Origin of the sequence: Pseudonocardia sp., from assembly GCF_050250275.1 — a bacterium.
Lineage (GTDB): Bacteria > Actinomycetota > Actinomycetes > Mycobacteriales > Pseudonocardiaceae > Pseudonocardia.
In genome coordinates, this window is sequence record NZ_JBFWOY010000027.1 from 69,199 (window position 1) to 87,761 (window position 18,563).

Sequence of the window (18,563 nt, forward strand, 5' to 3'; positions counted from 1 at the left end):
ACGAAAGCCACGTCGCCGCCTCCCAGTGACCGCTGATCGGAGCACCGACTCGAGCCGGTGACCGGGGCTGGTAGAAACCCAGGGCCACGGTACTTGAGTGAGTAGTTCTGTACGTGGCGTAACGATCGAGGGGGGCGGAGTTGGTGTCGGCACGCGTCGACCTGCTGGCCGACGAAGGACGTGCGGCGTCGGCCGACGAGTTCTTCCGTCATCCGGGATTCCTGGACGCGGAGGGAGTCACCCACACGCTCGTCATCGAGACCGACACCGGCAGGTGTGCGATCCCGCTGGTCGTGAGAGACGTCCCGGGTACGTCGGACCGCGATGCCGTCTCGCCGTACGGCTACCCGGGTGCGACCACAGAGGGGGACGCGCCCGACGCGCGCGAGGTCGACCTCTCGGGAACGGGGCTCGTGACCGCGTTCATCCGTGATGGGCTCGGCGCTCCGTCGCTGGCCGGTGGCACCGCGCGCGGCAGGGTGATGATCTACGACCCTGCGCTGCCGCGGACGGTCAGCAAGTCCTATCGGCGCGACGTCCGCCGCAACGAGCAAGACGGCTACTCCACCGAAGTACTCGACGGCCGCGATGTCGACGACGAGGTCCTGGAGGGTTTCGCCGCTGCCTACGCCGAGACGATGTCGCACGTCGGCGCCGCAACGCGCTACGAGTTCTCGCCGAAGTACCTGCGTACGTGCCTCGACTTCGAACGTTCGTGGCTGGCCGTCACACGGGGCCCCGACGGCGACGTCGCCGCAGCGGAGCTGCTCGTCGGCAGTGACGGAGTGCTGCACTCCTACCTCGCCGGGACACGGACGGCTCACCGGATGCGGTCCCCCGGCAAGAACGCCACGGTCGCGACCCTCGATCTCGCCGACCGGCTCGCCGTCAGGCTCAACCACGGGGGAGGCCTCACCCCGGGCGACGGCATCGAGGCCTCGAAGCGCAGCTACACCAACACCGAAGCGAGCTTCGTCACCCATGAGCTGGTGTGCGATCCGGCTCGGTACGCGGCACTCAGCAGCGGCGACATCGAGACGGGGTACTTCCCGTCCTACCGCGCCCCGGCCCGCTGACGCGCCGACCGCTCACCTGTCACGGCCTCTGAGAACGCGTCGAAGAGCGTGTCACGGGAGAACCTCGTCGTCGCCAGCATGCGGGCCGCGCGACGCGCCTCCGCGAGCCATCGGTCGTCACGGACCCTCGCCACGAGGTCCTTCGCCGCGAGGTCGAGGTCTGACGGATCGAGGACGACGCCGGCTCCGGACTCCTGGAGGATCGGTGCCTGCCAGCCGCCGTAGTTGATGGCGATCGGCCGGCCGGCAGCAAGCGCGTCGAAGAACTTGTTGGCAGAGTTGGCGGCCATCCCGGGCAGCGGGAGGAACATGCTGGTCGCCACCGTGGCGGCCGAGAGAATTGTCGGGACCTCGGCCTTGGTGACGGGTGGAACGACGAACACCGACCGGTCCAGGACGCCCAGCTCTCGGGCGAGCGCGACCACCTCGTCGCGCTCCGCGCCGTCACCCACCAGCATGAACCGGACCTCGGGGTCGATCTCCGCGACCCGCGCAGCCAGCCGGACCAGGTACCCGACACCATTGATCAGACCGAACGTGCCGACATAGGTGACCAGGGGACGGTCCTGCAACCACGGGCGTGCGGCGCGGAACTCCGCCGCGGCGGAATCATCGGTGGCGAAGAGGTCCAGATCGCAGGCGTTCGGGACGACGACGACGGACTCCGCCGGATATCCCTGGGCCACAACGCCGTCCTTCATCCCGGGGGACAGGGCGATGACGCGATCGGCGTTGCGGTAGGCGAAGCGGGCAAGAGCGAAGGCGAGACGACGGGCGACCGGATTGCGCAGGGCCCCGATCTCGATGGGGAGCTCCGGCCACAGGTCGCGGACCTCGAAGACGAACCTGGCCCGCCGCAGCTTCGCGGCGATCACGCCCGGAACGGCGACCGTGAGCGGCGTACTCGTCGCCAGGACCACGTCGCCGCCGATGCGGGTGGCCTTGATAGTCGCGAACAGGGCGAACTGGAAGAACGCAATGATCCGCCGGGCGAACGACATAGTGTTGGAATATGGCGCGGGCAGCCAGTGAACGGTGATCCCGTCCTCCTGAGTCGTCCGCCACCGCAGCGACAGCTCGGTCGCGTCGGAGTCCGTCGTGATCACGTGGACCTCGTGCCCGGCGTCGACGAGACGGCGCGCCTGCTCGTAGGACCGCGTGCCGCCGGGCATCGATCGGGTGACGAAGTACTGGTGGATGTACGTGATTCGCACGGCTGTCCTTGGTCGTGATCAGGCGGTGGCGACGGCCATGACCTTGCGGAACGCCTCGACGGTGTCGTGGACGTCGTCTCCGGTCAGCGTCGGGTGGACGAGTACGGCGAGCGCGGTGCGTCCGAGTTCGGCCGCGACAGGAAGCTCCGACGTGGGGCGGATGTTCGCGAACGCGCGTTCGCGGTGGATCTCCATGCATCCACCGTGGTTCACCTGCGCACCCTCCGCTTGCAGCGCCTCACATACCCGGCCGCGGTCCCAGCCGGCGGCCAGCCGATCCGGGCGGACGTGGACGTAGTACCGGTACCAGGCGGGTTCCGCATCGGTCGAAGGTGCCGGTAGCCGCAGTGCGACCAGGTCCTCGAGGCCGGCGGTGAGCGCGGCTGCATGCGATCGTCGGGTGGCGACCCAACTGCCCAGCTTGTGCAGCTGAATCCGACCGATCGCCGCCTGGAACTCCGTCATCCGGGCGTTCGTACCGAAACGATCGTGCAGCCACCGGAACCCGGGCGGGTGCTCGGTGTGGAAGACGGCGTCGTAGTTCTTCCCGTGGTCCTTCCGCTCCCAGCAGCGTCGCCAGAGAGCCTCGTCCGCGGTCGTGACGGCACCGCCCTCGCCGCCGGTACTGAGAATCTTGTCCTGGCAGAACGACCACGCAGCGATGTCGCCGAAGCCGCCGACCACCTGCCCGCCCAGTCGTGCTCCGTGCGCCTGGGCGCAGTCCTCCACGACGCGCAGGCCGTGTCGCCGGGCCACCTGCATGATCGCGGGCATGTCCGCGGGAACTCCGGCGAGGTGGACGACCACCACTGCGACGGTCCGGGGCGTGATCGCCGCTTCCAGCGTGTCCGCCGACAGACCCTGCGTGGCGGGGTCGATGTCGGCCACGACCGGGACTGCGCCGCAGGTCGCGACAGCCGCGGCGGTGGCGACGAACGTCGCGGCCGGCACGACGACCTCGTCGCCCGCTCCGACTCCCAGAGCGCCCAGGGCGAGCTCCAGCGCGACCGTGCCGTTCGACACCGCGACGGCGAACGGGGCGGAGTTCCACGACGCGAACTCGCGCTCGAAGGAACGGCACTCGTCCCCGGTCCAGTAGTTGACGCGTCCCGACTCGAGCACCGCTCCGGCGGCATCGCGCTCGTCGGCGTCGTAGTGGGGCCAGCCGGGCATCGGTGTGCTGCGCACTGCCGGGCCCCCGTCGATCGCGAGGGAGGACAAGGTGCGTGTCATTGTGCCGCCCGCTCGGTCTGGTGCTGGCCGGAAATGACCTGGAGAGGGGGCTCGGCGGGCACGGTCAGTACGAGCTGTGCCTGCGCCGGGACGATCGGAGCCTCGTGGGGCGTCACCGGGGTGGCAGCGACTGTGCGGCTGGCTCGCTCCATCGCCTCCGACGGGTCGACGACCGTCCACAGTGATGAGACGAGCTCCGGCTCGAGCGGTGGCACGTCGACGTGTGAGATGGCCGGATGGTGCGGCCGGACGTCGCGCTCGCCGTCGCCGAAGAGCTCCTCGTGCAGCTTCTCGCCCTGCCGGAGTCCGGTGTAGACGATCTGCGTCTGCCGGCCCGCGAGCTCCATGAGCTGGTGCGCGACGTCGACGATGCGTATCGGATCGCCCATGTCCAGGACGAGAGCCTCCGCCTGTCGGCCGATGGCTGCGGCCTGGATGACCAGCTCCACGGCCTCGGGGATCGTCATGAAGAAACGCGTCACCTCGGGATGCGTGATCGTGAGCGGGCGCCCCGACGCGATCTGGTCGGCGAACGTCATCAGCACCGAGCCACGGCTGCCGAGGACGTTCCCGAACCGGACGGACAGGTAGGTGCCGGTCGCGGCGGACCGAGACACGCTCGCGACCAACCGCTCGCCGAACCGTTTCGATCGGCCCAGGACGCTGATCGGGTTGGCGGCCTTGTCGGTCGAGACGTTGACGAACGTCTCGACACCACTGTGGACTGCCGCGTCGAGGACGTTCTGGGTCCCGATGACGTTGGTCTTCCACGCTTCGTCCGGGTACTGCTCGAGCATCGGCAGGTGCTTCAGCGCCGCCGCATGGAACACGATGTGGGGACGACGCCGCTCGAAGATCGTGCGCATGGTCACCGCGTCGCGGATGTCGGCCAGAACGACGTCGGGAGAGTCGAGCAGGGCCCGGCCATGGATCGACAGCTGTACCGAATGCAACGCCGACTCGTCCCGGTCGAGCATGATCAGCTCTGCGGGGTCGAAGCGATGGATCTGACGGCAGAGCTCCGAGCCGATAGAGCCACCCGCGCCGGTGACGAGGACCCTCCTTCCGTGGAGGCGGTCGGCGATCGCGGCGACGTCGGTCTCGACCGGTCGCCGGCCGAGCAGGTCGGTGATGTTGATGTCGCGCAGGTCGGTGAAGCCGACCCAGGACTCGACCAACTCGGCGAGGGGCGGCAGCACCTTGACGGAGAGACCCGCCTCCATCGCCGCCCTGGCCACGACCGTCGTGGCCTCCGGCCCAGCGCTGGGCACCGCGATCACGAGAAGGTCGGCACGAACGGTGGCCGCGACCGTCTCGATGTCCTCGCGGCTCCCGAGCACGGTCACGCCGGAGAGCGTCCGGCCGCGCAACCTGCGGTCGTCGTCGATGAACGCGACGGGCAGGTAGCGGCTGCCCGGTTCGAACAGCATGGACCGGGTCAGCTGGCGTCCTGCCTCACCCGCGCCGAACACGATGACCCGCTCCGCGTCCGGGTTGATCGCGCGCATCGCCGACTCCAGGCCGCGGCGGACCAGGACCCTGACCGTCTCGCAGATGAGAACGGTGAGGAGGGTCGCCGTCAGGACCACCGATGGTGTCACGGTGAGACCGGACGTGGTGAGTGACACAGCCAGGAGCACCGCTCCGGAACAGAGCACCGCGGCCCCGAGGTGCTTGGCCTCCTCGAGGCTGCCGACCCAGAAACGCCCCCTGTAGAGACGGACGAGCAGTCCGACGGCGATCTGGACCGCGACAACGATCAGGACCGAGGTGACAGCGGCCCCCCCGCCGTCCGAATGGGACGAAAGCTCCCACTCGTTCCGAGCCCAGACGGCTGCCAGGAGTCCGACAGTCCATGCGGCACCGTCCAGTGCCGCGAACGCGACAGGCGACATCCGGTGCGGCCACCCCGCTCGCGTAGCCATACCCACGGGAGCTCCCCTTCCCAATCGGCGATGCTGACGAAGGCCGATGCACAGGGAGTCGTTATCTCTCCCTGAAGTGTTATCCGAACGGCCCAAGATCATGTATCGCAGTGAAGCAGAATGCGAGCACGACTGGGCCATTAGGAGTACTCATGGCTGGTGTAACACCCGCACCGAGTGATGCGACCTTCAGGAATGTAGACACAGTGTTACGGCGAGGAGGGATTGGTCCATGACCGAGGGGTTGCTCACGAGGGCGGCGGACGGCGCGGATCGCGACGTGGCGGAGCAGGACCCGATGTCCCTCACGGCAGAGCAGGAGGCGCTGCTCCCATCGGAGGAGGACATCCGGTTCTACGAGGAGCACGGCTGGTACATCTCCAAGCGCGTTCTGTCCGATGAGGTCCTCGACCGTGCCGCACGGGGCGCCGAGCGGTTCTACAGCGGCGACTGGGACCGCCGGCTTCCGATCGAGACCGGGTACTCCGACTGGTCACCGGGCGACGGCGACGCCGTGCGGAACAGCCAGCATGCGTCGTACCGCAACCACGAACTTCGCGACCTCGCGCTCCAGCCGATCGTCGGCGCGATCGCGGCCCGACTGGCTCGCACCGACGAGACCCGGCTGTTCGAGGACACTCTCGTCTACAAGGCGCCATCAGGTGTCGGTGGCGGTGGCGGCGTTGTCGGTTGGCACACCGACTACTCCTACTCGTCCAACTGCACGTCGAAGAAGATGCTGTCCGCTTGGGTTCCCACCCACGACGTGACGCCCGACCGCGCGCCGCTCGTCGTCCTCGACGGCAGCCACAAGTGGCCCGAGACCGAGCACCTGCGCTTCTTCAACGACCAGGACCTCGACGGTGTGGCCGAACAGTTCCGCAGTCGCGGCCGCGAACTCGTCGAGGTGCCGATGGTCATGGGCAAGGGGCAGGTCAGCTTCCATCACAGTTACCTCGTGCACGGCAGCAGGCCCAACGCGAGTGCCGGGCACCGCATGGCACTCGCCCTCTACCTGCAGGACGGTGACAACCGTCACCGGCCGTTCGTGAACAACGGTGTCGACATCCACCACTACCTGGACGGCATCTGCCGTGAGGACGCCGCCGGGGCGCCCGACTACCAGGACCCGGAGTTCTTCCCGGTCCTGTGGTCGGCGAGGACCCGCTGACGGCCGCCGGGATTCGAACCACTCGCAAAGCGGGGTAGGACATGCTTCAGAAGAGCGGGCGGCGCAACCCGTTCCGGACGCTCGGGATCGGTACTCGAGACGTGGTCGACCGCGCGGTCGCGATTGCGTTGCTCGCGGTGCTTGCACCGTTGCTCGCGGTGCTCGTCCTCGCCGTCCTGGTGACCAGCGGCCGGCCGGTCTTCTTCATCCAGAACCGGGTCGGGCGCGACGGCGTCGTGTTCCGGATGTTCAAGTTCCGGACGATGGTGAACGACGCCGTCCGGCTCGGACAGACGATGAAGCTCACCGACGATCCGTTCGGCATCGTCGACAACGACCCCCGGATCACCCGTGTCGGCAGACTCCTGCGTAGGACGAGCCTCGACGAGCTGCCGCAGCTCATCAACGTCGCCCGCGGCGACATGCGGCTCGTGGGGCCCCGCCCGGACGTGCCGGAGCAGGCTGTCAACTACACGGCCGCCGACGCTCGCCGACTCGAGGTGAAGCCGGGTATCACGGGCTGGGCCCAGGTCAACGGCCGCGATGACCTCCCGTGGCCCGAGCGCTTCAAACTCGACGCCTGGTACGTGGACAACCAGTCGATCGGCCTCGACGCCCGCATCGTCTGGATGACGTTCGCGCAGATCGGCCGCGACGAGCCCGTCATGATCGAGGACGACCACAACATCGACCGGTTGCGAGCTGCCGCCGGTGGCTGATCCGGTCCGGCCGGGCCGCAGGAACGGACCGACGCAGCGATGGGAGGTCGGGTCCGAGTTCCACTGGGACCCGACCGTTCTCCTGCCGACGGTCTCTCCGCCCGACCCGCGGTTCACTGAGGAGAGCCTCTACGCCTCCGCGACCGGAGCGTTGCGGGCACTTCTCCACGACCGCAACTCCGCAAGACCTCGCACGCTCTTCTTTCCGACGTTCTTCTGTGTCGCCGTGGCAGTGGGGCTCGGCCTCGACGTCGCGCGGATCGGCTGGTACCGCGAACTGCCCGACGGGAACGGCCCCGATCTCGACTCGCTGCGGGCCGTACCCGGCGACATCGTCGTCGCGGTCAACACCTTCGGTAAGGCCGATCCGAAATGGTGGGAGGACTGGAGACGCGATCACCCCGACGTGCTGTACGTCGAGGACCACACGCATGCGCCGTTCTCCGACTGGGCAGTTGCCAGCGACGCCGACTACTGTGTGGCCTCGCTGCGCAAGGTCCTGCCCGTTCCCGACGGAGCAGCGTTGTGGTCTCCGCGCGGACTCCCGGTACCCGCCGCCTCGAGCGTCGGTTGCGCCGCCGCCGGGGACAAGCTCGAGGCCATGGTGCTCAAGGCCGCCTGGCTCGCCGGCGCTGCTGTCGAGAAGGGCACCTTCAGACAGCTGCAGCTCGCCGGTGAGGACGGCGTGACCAAGGGTATGCCGGGCATCAGCGCTTTCAGCAAGGCTGTTCTCCAGGCGTTGGACGTCGTCGGCATGCGCGATCGCCGCACCCGCAACGCCCGTCGGGTCGAGGACGGCGTTGCGTCGTTGGGCGGGCCGTGGGCCGTGTTGCTGCCGTCGTCGGGCGGTGACGTGCCCTTCAACGTCCAGCTGGTCTGCAACTCGGGAGAGGCGCGCGACGCGCTGCGCAGCCATCTTGCCGGCGCAGGCGTCTTCGCCCCCGTGCATTGGCCTCAGCCGTGGGAGGGCGTGTCGACGGGGGACGAGCGTGCCGAGGATCTTGCCGCCCGCATCCTCACCGTGCCCCTCGATCACCGCTACGGAGACGCGGACGTCGACCGGGTCCTCGAGCTGCTGTCGAACTTCGCGTGAACCGGAGCTCCGGCCGGCCACCTGACGTCGCATCCCCCGCGCGGGGGATGCGACGTCAGGCATCACATGTTCGTGACCAGGTCGTCTCCAGTACTGTCCCGGACATGAGCGTGTGGCAGACCATCGGCATCTACGTGCTGATCCCGGCCGCCGTCTACGGGGCCTTCTTCGCCGTGATCGTCGGCCGCAACCGCAGCCGTCGGTCGCGCTACCGCGTCGGTCAGCCGTGGACGCACGAGCCGCTGTTCTGGACGGCGAACCCGGCGGGCACCGGTCTGCCCCCGGGGCGGGTCGGCGACCCGGCCGCGGCGACCGGACGAGGAGGTGCGCGCGGTGAGTGGTGACCACGGCGACCACGGTCACGGCACCGTCGTCGACCCCAAGGACCTTCCCGAGGGCGCGAACGTGACCCTGTCGGGGCGCGTCTCGGCGGCGGAGTCCTACTCCGAGACCCTGCCGGAGGCGGAGCCGTTCTCGCCGCAGCAGCTGTCCCGCATCGACGAGGCGATGATGCTGGCCAGCCGCTCGACCGGGTTGCGGTTCAACGTCTACGTCGGCGACCTGGGCGAGGACCCGGTGGCGCGGACGGGCGAGCTGCACGCGGGTGTCGAGGGCGCGGCCGACGCGGTGCTGATCGCGGTCAGCCCGGGACAGCGGTTCGTCGAGGTCCTCACGGGCCACGACGCGCGGGTCCGGCTGCCCGACCGCAGCGCGAAGCTCGCCATCATGAGCATGGTGGCGTCGTTCAAGGAGGGCGACCTGGTCGGCGGGCTGTTGAGCGGGCTGCGGATGCTGGCCGACCAGGCCGGGCGGCACGCCCCCATCCAGCACGTCGGCATCCGCGAGCAGGTCGTGGTCTGACCCGGCAATCGGGTTACCCCTGGCGTGTCATTTGTGCGCGCATGGTTAGCTTGAGCACCTTGGTGTGATCCCGCTCACTCCCTAACAGGAGGCGAAGGGTCGAGGTGTTGAACGCGCTGCGATTCCCCGCGCGGCTGGCCGTCGACGTGCTGGTCGCCGCGGTGGTGTGCGTCGGCGTGGGGATCCTGGTCGCCCGCGGGCTGGTCAGCGGCCCCGTCGCCGGCGTCGACCCGGCGCTGGCCACGGCCACGTTGACGGTCGCCGCGGCCACCGTCGGGGCGGGCGCGGCGATCCTGTCGGTCGTCGTCGGCCGGCTGTTCGGCGACCTCCGGATGGCGTGGCTCGCGCCCGCGCTCGTCCTGTACTGCGTCGTGGTGCTGCCGTGGACGGCGGCGGCCCCCGGCGCCACGCTCGACGTGCCGCACCGGCTCGCCCGCCTCGTCGCCTACGCGACGGCACTGATCCTGCTGGTCGTCGCCGTCCGCCCGCCCCGACGGCTGGGCTGGTGGGGCGGCTGGGTCGTCGCGGCACTCGGCGCCGTCGCCACCGTCACGGCCCTCACCGTGCCCGGCACCGAGCCGGTCCGCGTGATCGTCGAGGGTCCGATCCCGACGTTCGTCGTCCTCGTCGGGTGGGTGGTCGTCGCCGTCGGGTTCGTCGTCGACGCGCTGACCAGACGGTCGATGCCGCGGGCCCGGATCGGGCTGGGCCTCGTCGTGATCGCGGCCGCCCAGCTGTACCGGCTGGTCGCCCCGACGGGGGCGACATCGAGCCTCGCGTTCGGGGCGCTGCGGTTCCTCGGCCTCGCGATCGTGCTCGTCGGCGTCGCGCAGCTCGCTGCGGCCGCGCTCAGCTCGGTGCGCCGTCGCGAGACCGTGCAGCGCGAGGAGCTCGAGACCGCCGCCCGGCACATGGAACGCGCCGCCGAGCACGCCGCCGAACGCGACCACGAGCTGCGCAACGGCATCGCCGGGCTCGCCGGCATCACGCACCTCCTCGGTGCCGATCCCGGCGACGACGAGCACGAGCGGCTCAAGCTGGCCGTCCTGTCGGAGCTGGGCAGGCTGCACCGCATCCTCGACGGCGAGGAGCTCACCGTCGACGGCACCTACGCCGTCGAACCCGTGCTCAGCGGGCTCGTCGCGCTGCGCGCAGCGGGGTCGGACCAGCAGGTCGAGCTGGACGTCGAGCCGGGGCTGCGAGCGTGCGGGGACTCGGCGGTGCTGTCGCAGGTCGTCGCGAACCTGCTGGCCAACTGCGAGCGGCACGCACCCGGTGCTCCGGTCACGCTGACCGCCCGTGGCGACGGACCCGCCGTGGTCGTCGACGTGCGCGACCACGGGCCGGGGCTGCCCCCGGGCGACCCCGAGAGCCTGTTCGAGCGCGGCACCCGCGACGCCGGCCGCGGCGGGTCGGGGCTCGGCCTGCACATCAGCCGCCGCCTCGCCGAACACGACGGTGGCAGCCTCGTCCTGCTCCCGGGCGGGAACGGGTTGGCCGGTGGCGGTCCTGGCACCGTCGCCCGCCTGCGGCTCGTGGCCGCCGATCCCGCCGCCGAGAACGTCGACGACCGCATCCCCGGCAGGAACTGATCCGACCCCCGGCCCCGCAGCCGGGCCGGGGGTCAGGAGCGGGTCACACCGTCGTCGGGAGGGTGCACGGCAGGTAGAACGGGACCGTCCCCGGGACCAGCATCAGGCCGATCGGGAAGAACAGCATGGTCCTGGCGCCACCGGGTGCGACGGCCTGCACGACCAGCGGCATGCACGTCCCCGGGGTGACGGTCGGCGGCACGACGGGCGTCGTGGGTCTCGGCGGCGTCTGCGAGGTTGTGGTCACGGCCTCCGCGGGGACGACCCGGGTGGTCGTCGGGGCAGCGGCCACCGTCGTGGTGGTGGTCCCCGAGACCGGGACGGTCGTGGTGGGGACGGTCGTGGTCGGGACCGTGGTCGTCGGGAGAACGGGGACGGCGGTCGTCGGGGCGATCCCGACCGTCGTCGTCGGGGCGACGGGCGGCGGGGAGACCTGCAGCTCGTAGGCGCCGAGGTCGACACCCTTGCCGCTCGGGCGCGGGGCGCCGGTGAGGTCGGTGGTGGGCGCGGCGTCGGCGGATCCGGCGTCGATGCCCGCGGAGCCGGGGGCCAGCCGCAGGTCGTTGGCGGCGGCGTTGACGAACTTGACGACGCCCGTCACCAGGTCGGTGCCGATCCCGGTGCCGGAGAACAGGTTGTGGTCGGCCTCGAACGCCGAGGCGCTGCCCGAGACGGCGGTGGGGTTGCCGCTGAACAGGTTGTTGCGCAGGATGTTCGTGCCCGCGAACTGGCCGCCCGCGATCGAGATGCCCGCCTTCTTGTTGTCGACGAACGTGTTGTTGACGACCGCGATGTCGGTGAACGATCCGCTGCCCTCGGTCCAGAAGCTCATGCCACCGCCGGCGTTGCCGATCATCACGTTGTTGTAGATCTGCACGGAGTAGGTCTTGCGGGTCTTCGAGTAGTTCTCGACGGCCAGTGCGATGCCCGCCTTCGAGCTCTCCTTCGCACCGATCGAGATGTTGTCGTACACCTTGATCTGGTGTGCGGAGTCGACGTAGATGTTCGGCCCGCGGTTGTTCTCGACGCGGTTGCCGTGGATCGAACCGTTGCGCGTCTCGTACTTGGCGTCGATGCCCTCCTCGCCGTTGTCGTGCACGTGGTTGCCGGCGATCTCGAAGCCGTCGATGTTCTCGAGGCTGATGCCCTCCATGTCGGCGCTGGTGCCGCGGGCGTTGTTGCCGTGGACGTCGCAACCGATGACGCGGATGTTCGAACCGCCGACGAAGACCGCGCCGCCGTCCTGGGAGTCGGCGACCTCGCAGTCCTGCAGCGTGATGTTCTGGGCGTTGGTGGCGTAGATGCCGAACCGGCTCGACCTGGAGACGCCGATCCCGACGAACCGGAGGTTGGAGCGACCGCTGAGGTCGAGGCGACCGTTGCTCGTGCCGCCGCTCGTCAGAATCACCTTGCCGCCGTCGGCCTTGAAGGTGATCGGCGCGACCGCGGTGCCGCTGGTGGGGGCCTGGAAGCCGGCGTAGCTGCCGGGTGCGATGACGACGGTGTCACCGGCCTTCGCGGCGCGGGCGGCGTCGGCGATGGTCGTGTACTGGGCGCCCGGGCCGACGCGCAGGGTGGCGCCGGTGGCCGTCTGGGCGGGGATCGTGGTCGCCGCGAGGTCGACGGTGTCGTCCGAACGCGGCGGTGCCGAGGTGAGTACGGCAGCGACGAGCACGGCGAGGGCAGCGACGGAGGCGGCGCCCACGAGGGGGCGTCGGCTCCGTTCTTGTCGCTTTGCGTACATGGGTGCCTCGGCCGATCTATCCGATGGAGTGGCGATGACGTCGGGACGCTAGCCACCTCCGTCACGCCACGCCGAAGCTCTGACAGGAAGATCACCAATCAGAGTGACGCTATGGACGGCAGAGAACCCTGTTGTGTTATGTGGTGCAAGTGGCGGGTGTGACTGACCACCCGTCCGGCTCAGCTACTACGCGTGACCAGGCGCGCGGCCCGACGAACGACCTCCACCATGGGTGCCGGGTCGGTCACGGAGAGCACCGCATGGGTCGTCCGGGCGTGCGGGAGCAGCCCGCGGAGCGCGGCGCCGCGGCGGCCGGAGCGGAACATCGCCCACAGGCTGCGCAGGTCCTCCTCGGAGCGGAACCGCACGCCGCGCGTGAACTCGACGACCTCGGGGCGCTCGCCCAGCAGCAGGTCCGTCCACATCGCCGGCAGGTTGACGCCGGCGGCCACGGCGAGGCCCAGGGAGTGGTACATCCGCGGGTTGACGTCGATCAGGTAGTGGTGCCCCGCCGACTCGATGAGCTGGAGGTTGAACAGGCCGCTCCAGCCGAGCTCGGCCATGAGGGCGCGGGCGGCGACGTCGAGGCCTGCGTCGCGGTCGACGGTCTCGGCCCAGGTGACGACCCCGCAGTCGGCCGGCCAGGTGCGCTCGGCGAGCTTGTGGACCGTCGTGAGGGTCTCGCCCTTCCACGCGACGCCGTTGACGGTACGGATGCGCCCGGACAGGTACGGCTGGACCAGGCCCTCGCGCCCGGGCAGCGCGGCCAGCGTCGCGGTGAGCTCGGCGGCGTTGGCGGCGCGGGTGACCTCGAAACGGGCCAGGCCGTCCTCGGTGACCAGCTCGGAGCGCACCGGCTTCACGACGACGGGGAAGGTGATGTCGGCGGTGGCGACGTCGGCGGCCGAGAGCCGCAGGGTCGGCGGCGTGCGGAACCCGGCGCGTGCGGCCAGCCCGGCGAGGGCGTCCTTGTCGAGGACGGCCACGGTGTCGTCGACGTCGGGGGCGCCGACGGCGACGTCGGCGGGGAAGAGATCGCGGTGGCGGCCGAGCGCGATGAGCGCGGCCTCGGTGCCGGGCAGCACGGCGACCGCGCCGATGCGGGCTGCGGCCGCGACGAGGTCGCGGGCGAACCGCTCGGCGTCCAGGCGCGCGTCGGCGACCTCGACCACGCCGCCGGCGGCACGGGACACCGCCCCGTAGGACGAGGTGTCGTCGGTCGCGGCCCACGGCTCGTACCCGGCGGCGGCCAGCCCGCGCAACGCCGCCAGACCCCCCGCGTGCTCGACACCGGTCACCAGGACCCGCCGCCGGCGTGAGGCGGGAACGGTGGCGGTCGGGTCGGAGACGGGGAGCGTCGCGGTCATGGGACAAGTCTCGAACGCCGCGGGTTAGCGCTCGGCAAAGTCAGCGCTACCGTCGGGCAAGGGTTTGCGATGTCACATTCGTGCCCGTGTGACCGGTTCGGCCGCCCGATTCGTCAGGTTTCCTCGAGGCGGTACCCGAAGCCGCGCAGGGTCGCGATCTGCGGCACCCGGGCCTCGTTGCCCGTGGCGGCCTCGAGCTTGCGGCGCAGCGCGGCGACGTGGACGTCGAGCGTCTTCGTCGACCCGAACCAGTTGGTGTCCCACACGTCGGCCATCAGCTGGTTGCGGCTCAGCGCCACCCCCGGCTCGGCGGCCAGTCGCGCCAGGAGGTCGAACTCCTTGGTGCGCAGCGCGATCTCCTCGCCCGCCACCGTGACCTTCCGGCGCCCGGCGTCGACGACCAGGTCGCCGATCACCTGGGTCTCGTCGGACCCCGCCGCGACGACCCGGCGCAGGTGCGCCCGGACCCGGGCCAGCAGCTCCCCGAGGCGGATCGGCTTGATCAGGTAGTCGTCGGCGCCGGCCTCGAGCCCCACGACGACGTCCATCTCCTCGTGCCGCGCCGTGAGCATCACGATCACGCAGCCGGGCTGCACCGCACGGACCCGGCGGCACACGTCGATGCCGTCGATGTCGGGCAGGCCGAGGTCGAGCAGGACCAGGTCGAGCTGCGCGGTCGTCGCGAACTCGATCGCGGGCCGGCCCTCGGAGTGCCAGGTCACCTCGTGCCCCGACGACGCCAGGCTGGCCTGCAGCACGTTCCCGATCGTCGCGTCGTCCTCGACGAGCAGCAGTTGGGCCACGTCGCCAGCCTAGGACGGCGACACGGGCGCGCTGTCGGAGACCTCGGCACGGGAGACCGCGGGAGCCTCGTCGACAGCCGGGGTGACGATCGGCAGGAAGACGGTGAGCCGGGTCGGGTCGGCGCTGGTGAGCTGCAGCCGCCCGCCCTCGGCCTCGACCAGGCGGCGGGCCAGCGCGAGGCCGATGCCGTGGCCCTCGGCGTCGGGCTCGCGACGCTCGAACAGGTCGGGGCCCTGCGTCACGCGGCCCTCGTCGGCGACGTCGATCGCGACGGCCTCGCCGATGTCGCGCACACCGACCGTGACCGCGCCGGCCCCGTGTTCGACGGCGTTGCTCAGCAGCACCGTGAACACCTGCCGGATCGCGGCCGTCGAGGCCTCCGTCGGCGGGATCGAGGGCTCGACGGCGAACGACAGCCCGCGGGACTGGCTGCCCAGCCGCGGCCCCCACACCTGTGACACCTCCAGCAGCAGGGCGTCGAGATCGAGCACGCCGCGCTGGCGGGTGCCGCGGGCCAGCGCCAGCAGGTCGGCGATGGTGCGCTCCAGACGGTCGACCTCGGCGAGGCTCGCCCGGATCGCCGCGGTGTGGTCGCTGCCCGGGGTGCGCAGCGCCGCCTCCAGCCGCAGCTGCAGGCCGGTCAGCGGGGTGCGCAGCTGGTGGGAGGCCTCCGCGGAGAAGGCGCGCTCGCGGGCGATCAGGGCGTCGAGCCGCGACGCCGTCGCGTTCAGCGCGGTGCGCACCTCGTCGACCTCCGGGATGCCGACGGTCCGCTCCTCGACGTGGAAGTCGCCGTCGCCGAGGCGTTCGGCGTCGCGGGCCAGCTCCTCGACCGGGTCGGCCAGGCGGCGGGCCTGGTAGCGGGCGAACGCCCACGTCGCGATCAGCGCCACCACGGCCAGGCCGAACATCTCGACCCAGCGCGTCGCGATCCGCGACGCCGCGTCGCCGGACGACGTCGCCGCCCGCACCACCCCGACGACCTCGCCGTCCTCGATGATCGGCACCGCCACCACGAGGTCGCCGTCGACATCGCCCTCGTGCACCTCGCCGGTGTGGATCGTGTCGTCGACGAGCCACTCGCCCATCGGCGGACCGTCGCCGACCAGCCGGACCGTGTCGGGGCCGTAGAGAGCGGCGCCGGTGTCGTCGTCACCGACGTGCATCTGCCGCGGAACGGGGACGCCGCCGTCACGGACGGTGTCGGAGATCCGGTCGACGACGGTGTGCGCGCGGCTCTCCAGCTCGGCGTACTCGATGCGCGTGTAGAAGCGCATCGCGACGACCGCGAGCGGCAGCACGAACAGCAGGATCGCGACCGTCGAGGCGGCCACGGTCAGCAGCACGATCCGCTTGCGCACCGGCGGTCACCCCTCTCCGATCGACGTCCCCGGACGACCCGGCTCCGGGCGCCATCATGCCCGCGCGTCACCCGTGCGAGACTCCCAGCACCCCCACCGACGTCGAACGAGGAGCTTGTCGCGTGCGGTTCTCCACGGTCCACCCACGCGAACTGGGCACCCCCGAGCTCGCCCGCTGGCAGGCCCTGCGGGCCGCAGGAACGTTGCCGCGCAACCCTTTCCTGTCCGCGGAGTTCGCCGTCGCGGTCGGCGCGGCACGCCCCGACACGCGCGTCACGGTGATCGACGACGCCGCCACGACGGTCGGCTTCTTCGCCCACGAACGACACGGACGGGTGGCGCGGCCCGTCGGCACGTTGCTCGCCGACAGCGAAGGCCCCGTCCTCGCGCCGGGCGTATCGGTCGACATGGCGGCGCTGCTCGCCCACGAGGGCCTCGCCGGGTGGGACTTCGACACCCTCGCCGACGGGCTGCTCCCCGCGGGGGCCTACCGCGTCGACGCCGAGCGCTCGCCCGTCCTCGACCTCTCGCCCGGCTGGGACGACTACCTCACGACGATCTCGGGCCGCTCCAAGAAGTGGCTGGCGTCGACGTGGCGCAAGCGTCGCAAGCTGGAGCGCGAGGTCGGCGAGATCCGCTTCGAGTTCCACACCGACGACGCGAAGGTCCTCGCCCGGCTGATGGAGTGGAAGTCCGGGCAGTACGCGGCGCTGGGGGAGTGGGACCGCTTCGCCGACCCCGCCATCACCTCCATCGCCCGCACCCTGGCCGCCTCGCAGGCGCCCGAGTGCTGCGGCGCGGTGTCGGCGCTGTGGGCGGGCGACCAGCTCGTCGCCGCGCACCTCGGGCTGCACTCGGACACCGTGCTGTCGTGGTGGTTCCCCGCCTACGACGCCGAGTTCGGCCGCTACTCGCCCGGCATCCTGCTGCTGCTCGCCATCGCCGAGGCGGCCGCCGGGCGCGGGATCACCCAGCTCGACCTGGGCCGCGGCGCGCACGACTACAAGGAGGCCACGGCCACCGGCGAGCTCGTCGTGCGCACCGGCTCGCTCGACGCCGCGTCGTTGTCGTCGCTGCCGCGGCGGGCCAAGCGCGTCGTCCGTGCCGGGCTCGCGCCGCTGGCCCGTGACGAGGGCCCGGTGGGCCGGACGCTGCGGTCGGTGAAGGCGCGCGTCCGGGCCTGAGTCCCCGGCGGCCCCGGCCCGCGCGCAACCTCACTGTCGTGGTCCGGCGCTGCGAGAACCGTGAGGTTGCGCGACGGCGCTAGTTCTTGCAGAGCACGCGCGGCAGGTCGGCCATCACCCGCACGACCGGCGTCGAGTGCGCCGCGTACACCCCGGCGCGCTGCACGTCGAACATGTCGTCGTGGCGACGGCCGTTGACGCCGCCGTAGAAGCTGAACGCCCGCCGCACACCGATCTCGCGCAGCACGCCGCGCGTGGAGTCGTCGAAGCTCGCCCGCGCCCCGACGGGGTAGCTGAACAGGTCGACCGGCTCGGCCAGCTCGGCGGAGAGCCGCTCGATCGACGTCGCGACCTCGTCGTGCTGGCGCTGCTTCGGCAACGTCGCCAGCACGGGGTGGGTGACCGTGTGGGCGCCCATCTCCATGCCCAGCTCCCGCACCCGGCGCACGTCGTCCCAGCTCATCCAGTGGTCGCTGGTGCCGGGGGCGAGCCGGGCCCGGCCGACGGCGTCGGCCAGGTCGTCGAGGAACTTCTCGCCGTACTCACCGGCGCGGGCCTTGTAGGCCAGGTTGACACGGCGGCGGAACGCGGTCGTCGACATACCCGCCGAGTCGAGCCCGGTGGGGAACCACTCCGACGGCGGCAGGTCGCACGCCCCGCCCCCGGTCAGCCAGGCGATCTCGTCCCACCACGCGTGGTGCGGGGTGTCGACGAACCCGGTGCAGACGAAGAACGTGCCGGTCACACCGCGCCGGGCCAGCACCTCGGCCGCGCCGACCTGGTCGCGGTAGCCGTCGTCGACCGTGATCGCGACGCGTCGGGCAGGGGCGTCGTCGTTCCACTCCGCGCTGCCTGCCGCGACGATCTCGAACCGGTCGGCCAGCTCCGCGACGTGGGTGTCGAAGTCCTCCAGCGTCGCGCTGAACAGATCGGGATCGTCGTGCGGGCCCGCGGAGCCGAACCGGTGGTAGTTGAAGATCAGCAGGCCGCTCCAGGTGCGGCGGGCGAGGGCGTCGAGCCTCGTGAGCCGGAGGAGCCGGGCGGCCTGTTCGGTGCGGGACATGCGGCTGCGCGTCCTTCCTGTCCGGAAAGTCGCGACCGGCGAGCTCCGCGGAGGGGGCGCGAGGTGTGACCGGTGCGTCTGGTCGTGATTCGTGGTGGAAATCGTGCGGTTCGGAACGATTGTGGTGACAGTGTTCCCCTCAGGGAACGTTCGGAC

General features: G+C 71.0%; 16 protein-coding genes. 8 read left to right on the plus strand and 8 right to left on the minus strand.

Annotation, left to right across the window (positions count from 1 at the left end):
• Positions 1 to 143 precede the first annotated feature (143 nt).
• Entirely contained in the window at positions 144 to 1,076 is a 933-nt protein-coding gene (locus AB7F12_RS22820) for a GNAT family N-acetyltransferase (protein ID WP_428502272.1), read from the plus strand.
• On the opposite strand, the gene AB7F12_RS22825 is transcribed toward AB7F12_RS22820, so the two are convergent.
• From AB7F12_RS22825 to AB7F12_RS22835, 3 genes are read right to left on the minus strand one after another with little or no spacing between them, the layout of a single operon-like run.
• Complete coding sequence (locus tag AB7F12_RS22825; RefSeq protein ID WP_428502271.1) at positions 1,055 to 2,290, minus strand: glycosyltransferase family 4 protein; 1,236 nt, start codon at positions 2,288 to 2,290, stop codon at positions 1,055 to 1,057. The genes AB7F12_RS22820 and AB7F12_RS22825 overlap by 22 nt on opposite strands.
• Before the next feature lie 18 nt (positions 2,291 to 2,308).
• A complete protein-coding gene (locus AB7F12_RS22830; RefSeq protein ID WP_428517986.1) occupies positions 2,309 to 3,523 on the minus strand; it encodes a DegT/DnrJ/EryC1/StrS family aminotransferase in 1,215 nt (404 codons plus the stop codon).
• Positions 3,520 to 5,589 (minus strand): polysaccharide biosynthesis protein, encoded by a 2,070-nt coding sequence (locus AB7F12_RS22835; protein ID WP_428517988.1) that lies wholly within the window; start codon positions 5,587 to 5,589, stop codon positions 3,520 to 3,522. The genes AB7F12_RS22830 and AB7F12_RS22835 overlap by 4 nt, the downstream gene beginning before the upstream one ends.
• A 91-nt stretch (positions 5,590 to 5,680) precedes the next feature.
• Between AB7F12_RS22835 and AB7F12_RS22840 the strand changes: the two genes are divergently transcribed.
• The 6 genes from AB7F12_RS22840 (at position 5,681) to AB7F12_RS22865 (ending at position 10,884) form a co-directional block, all read left to right on the plus strand.
• Positions 5,681 to 6,619, plus strand: a complete 939-nt coding sequence (locus AB7F12_RS22840; RefSeq protein WP_428502268.1) for a phytanoyl-CoA dioxygenase family protein — start codon at positions 5,681 to 5,683, stop codon at positions 6,617 to 6,619.
• Positions 6,620 to 6,660: 41 nt separating this feature from the next.
• Complete coding sequence (locus AB7F12_RS22845; RefSeq protein ID WP_428502267.1) at positions 6,661 to 7,338, plus strand: sugar transferase; 678 nt, start codon at positions 6,661 to 6,663, stop codon at positions 7,336 to 7,338.
• Positions 7,339 to 7,564: 226 nt separating this feature from the next.
• The gene (locus tag AB7F12_RS22850; protein ID WP_428517990.1) at positions 7,565 to 8,431 is read left to right on the plus strand and encodes a hypothetical protein; all 867 of its coding nucleotides are present in this window, start codon (positions 7,565 to 7,567) and stop codon (positions 8,429 to 8,431) included.
• Positions 8,432 to 8,535: 104 nt separating this feature from the next.
• Positions 8,536 to 8,775: an aa3-type cytochrome oxidase subunit CtaJ gene (gene ctaJ, locus AB7F12_RS22855; protein ID WP_428501178.1), complete on the plus strand. Its 240-nt coding sequence runs from the start codon at positions 8,536 to 8,538 to the stop codon at positions 8,773 to 8,775.
• On the plus strand, positions 8,765 to 9,292 hold the full coding sequence (locus tag AB7F12_RS22860) for a DUF5130 family protein (protein ID WP_428501177.1): 528 nt from the start codon (positions 8,765 to 8,767) through the stop codon (positions 9,290 to 9,292). The genes ctaJ and AB7F12_RS22860 overlap by 11 nt, the downstream gene beginning before the upstream one ends.
• Positions 9,293 to 9,399: 107 nt before the next feature.
• The gene (locus AB7F12_RS22865) at positions 9,400 to 10,884 is read left to right on the plus strand and encodes a sensor histidine kinase (RefSeq protein WP_428501176.1); all 1,485 of its coding nucleotides are present in this window, start codon (positions 9,400 to 9,402) and stop codon (positions 10,882 to 10,884) included.
• Between the two features lie 43 nt (positions 10,885 to 10,927).
• On the opposite strand, the gene AB7F12_RS22870 is transcribed toward AB7F12_RS22865, so the two are convergent.
• The 4 genes from AB7F12_RS22870 to AB7F12_RS22885 form a co-directional block, all read right to left on the minus strand.
• Positions 10,928 to 12,589, minus strand: a complete 1,662-nt coding sequence (locus AB7F12_RS22870; protein WP_428501175.1) for a right-handed parallel beta-helix repeat-containing protein — start codon at positions 12,587 to 12,589, stop codon at positions 10,928 to 10,930.
• A 218-nt stretch (positions 12,590 to 12,807) separates the two neighbouring features.
• Complete coding sequence (locus tag AB7F12_RS22875) at positions 12,808 to 13,995, minus strand: ATP-grasp domain-containing protein (protein WP_428501174.1); 1,188 nt, start codon at positions 13,993 to 13,995, stop codon at positions 12,808 to 12,810.
• Positions 13,996 to 14,108: 113 nt separating this feature from the next.
• Positions 14,109 to 14,798: a response regulator transcription factor gene (locus AB7F12_RS22880; RefSeq protein ID WP_428501173.1), complete on the minus strand. Its 690-nt coding sequence runs from the start codon at positions 14,796 to 14,798 to the stop codon at positions 14,109 to 14,111.
• A gap of 9 nt (positions 14,799 to 14,807) precedes the next feature.
• Entirely contained in the window at positions 14,808 to 16,160 is a 1,353-nt protein-coding gene (locus AB7F12_RS22885) for a sensor histidine kinase (RefSeq protein WP_428501172.1), read from the minus strand.
• Positions 16,161 to 16,282: 122 nt separating this feature from the next.
• On the opposite strand from AB7F12_RS22885, the gene AB7F12_RS22890 reads away from it, so the two are divergent.
• On the plus strand, positions 16,283 to 17,344 hold the full coding sequence (locus tag AB7F12_RS22890) for a GNAT family N-acetyltransferase (RefSeq protein WP_428501171.1): 1,062 nt from the start codon (positions 16,283 to 16,285) through the stop codon (positions 17,342 to 17,344).
• Positions 17,345 to 17,423: 79 nt separating this feature from the next.
• Here the strand turns inward: AB7F12_RS22890 and AB7F12_RS22895 are convergent, their stop codons facing one another.
• On the minus strand, positions 17,424 to 18,407 hold the full coding sequence (locus tag AB7F12_RS22895) for a polysaccharide deacetylase family protein (RefSeq protein ID WP_428501170.1): 984 nt from the start codon (positions 18,405 to 18,407) through the stop codon (positions 17,424 to 17,426).
• Positions 18,408 to 18,563 lie beyond the last annotated feature (156 nt).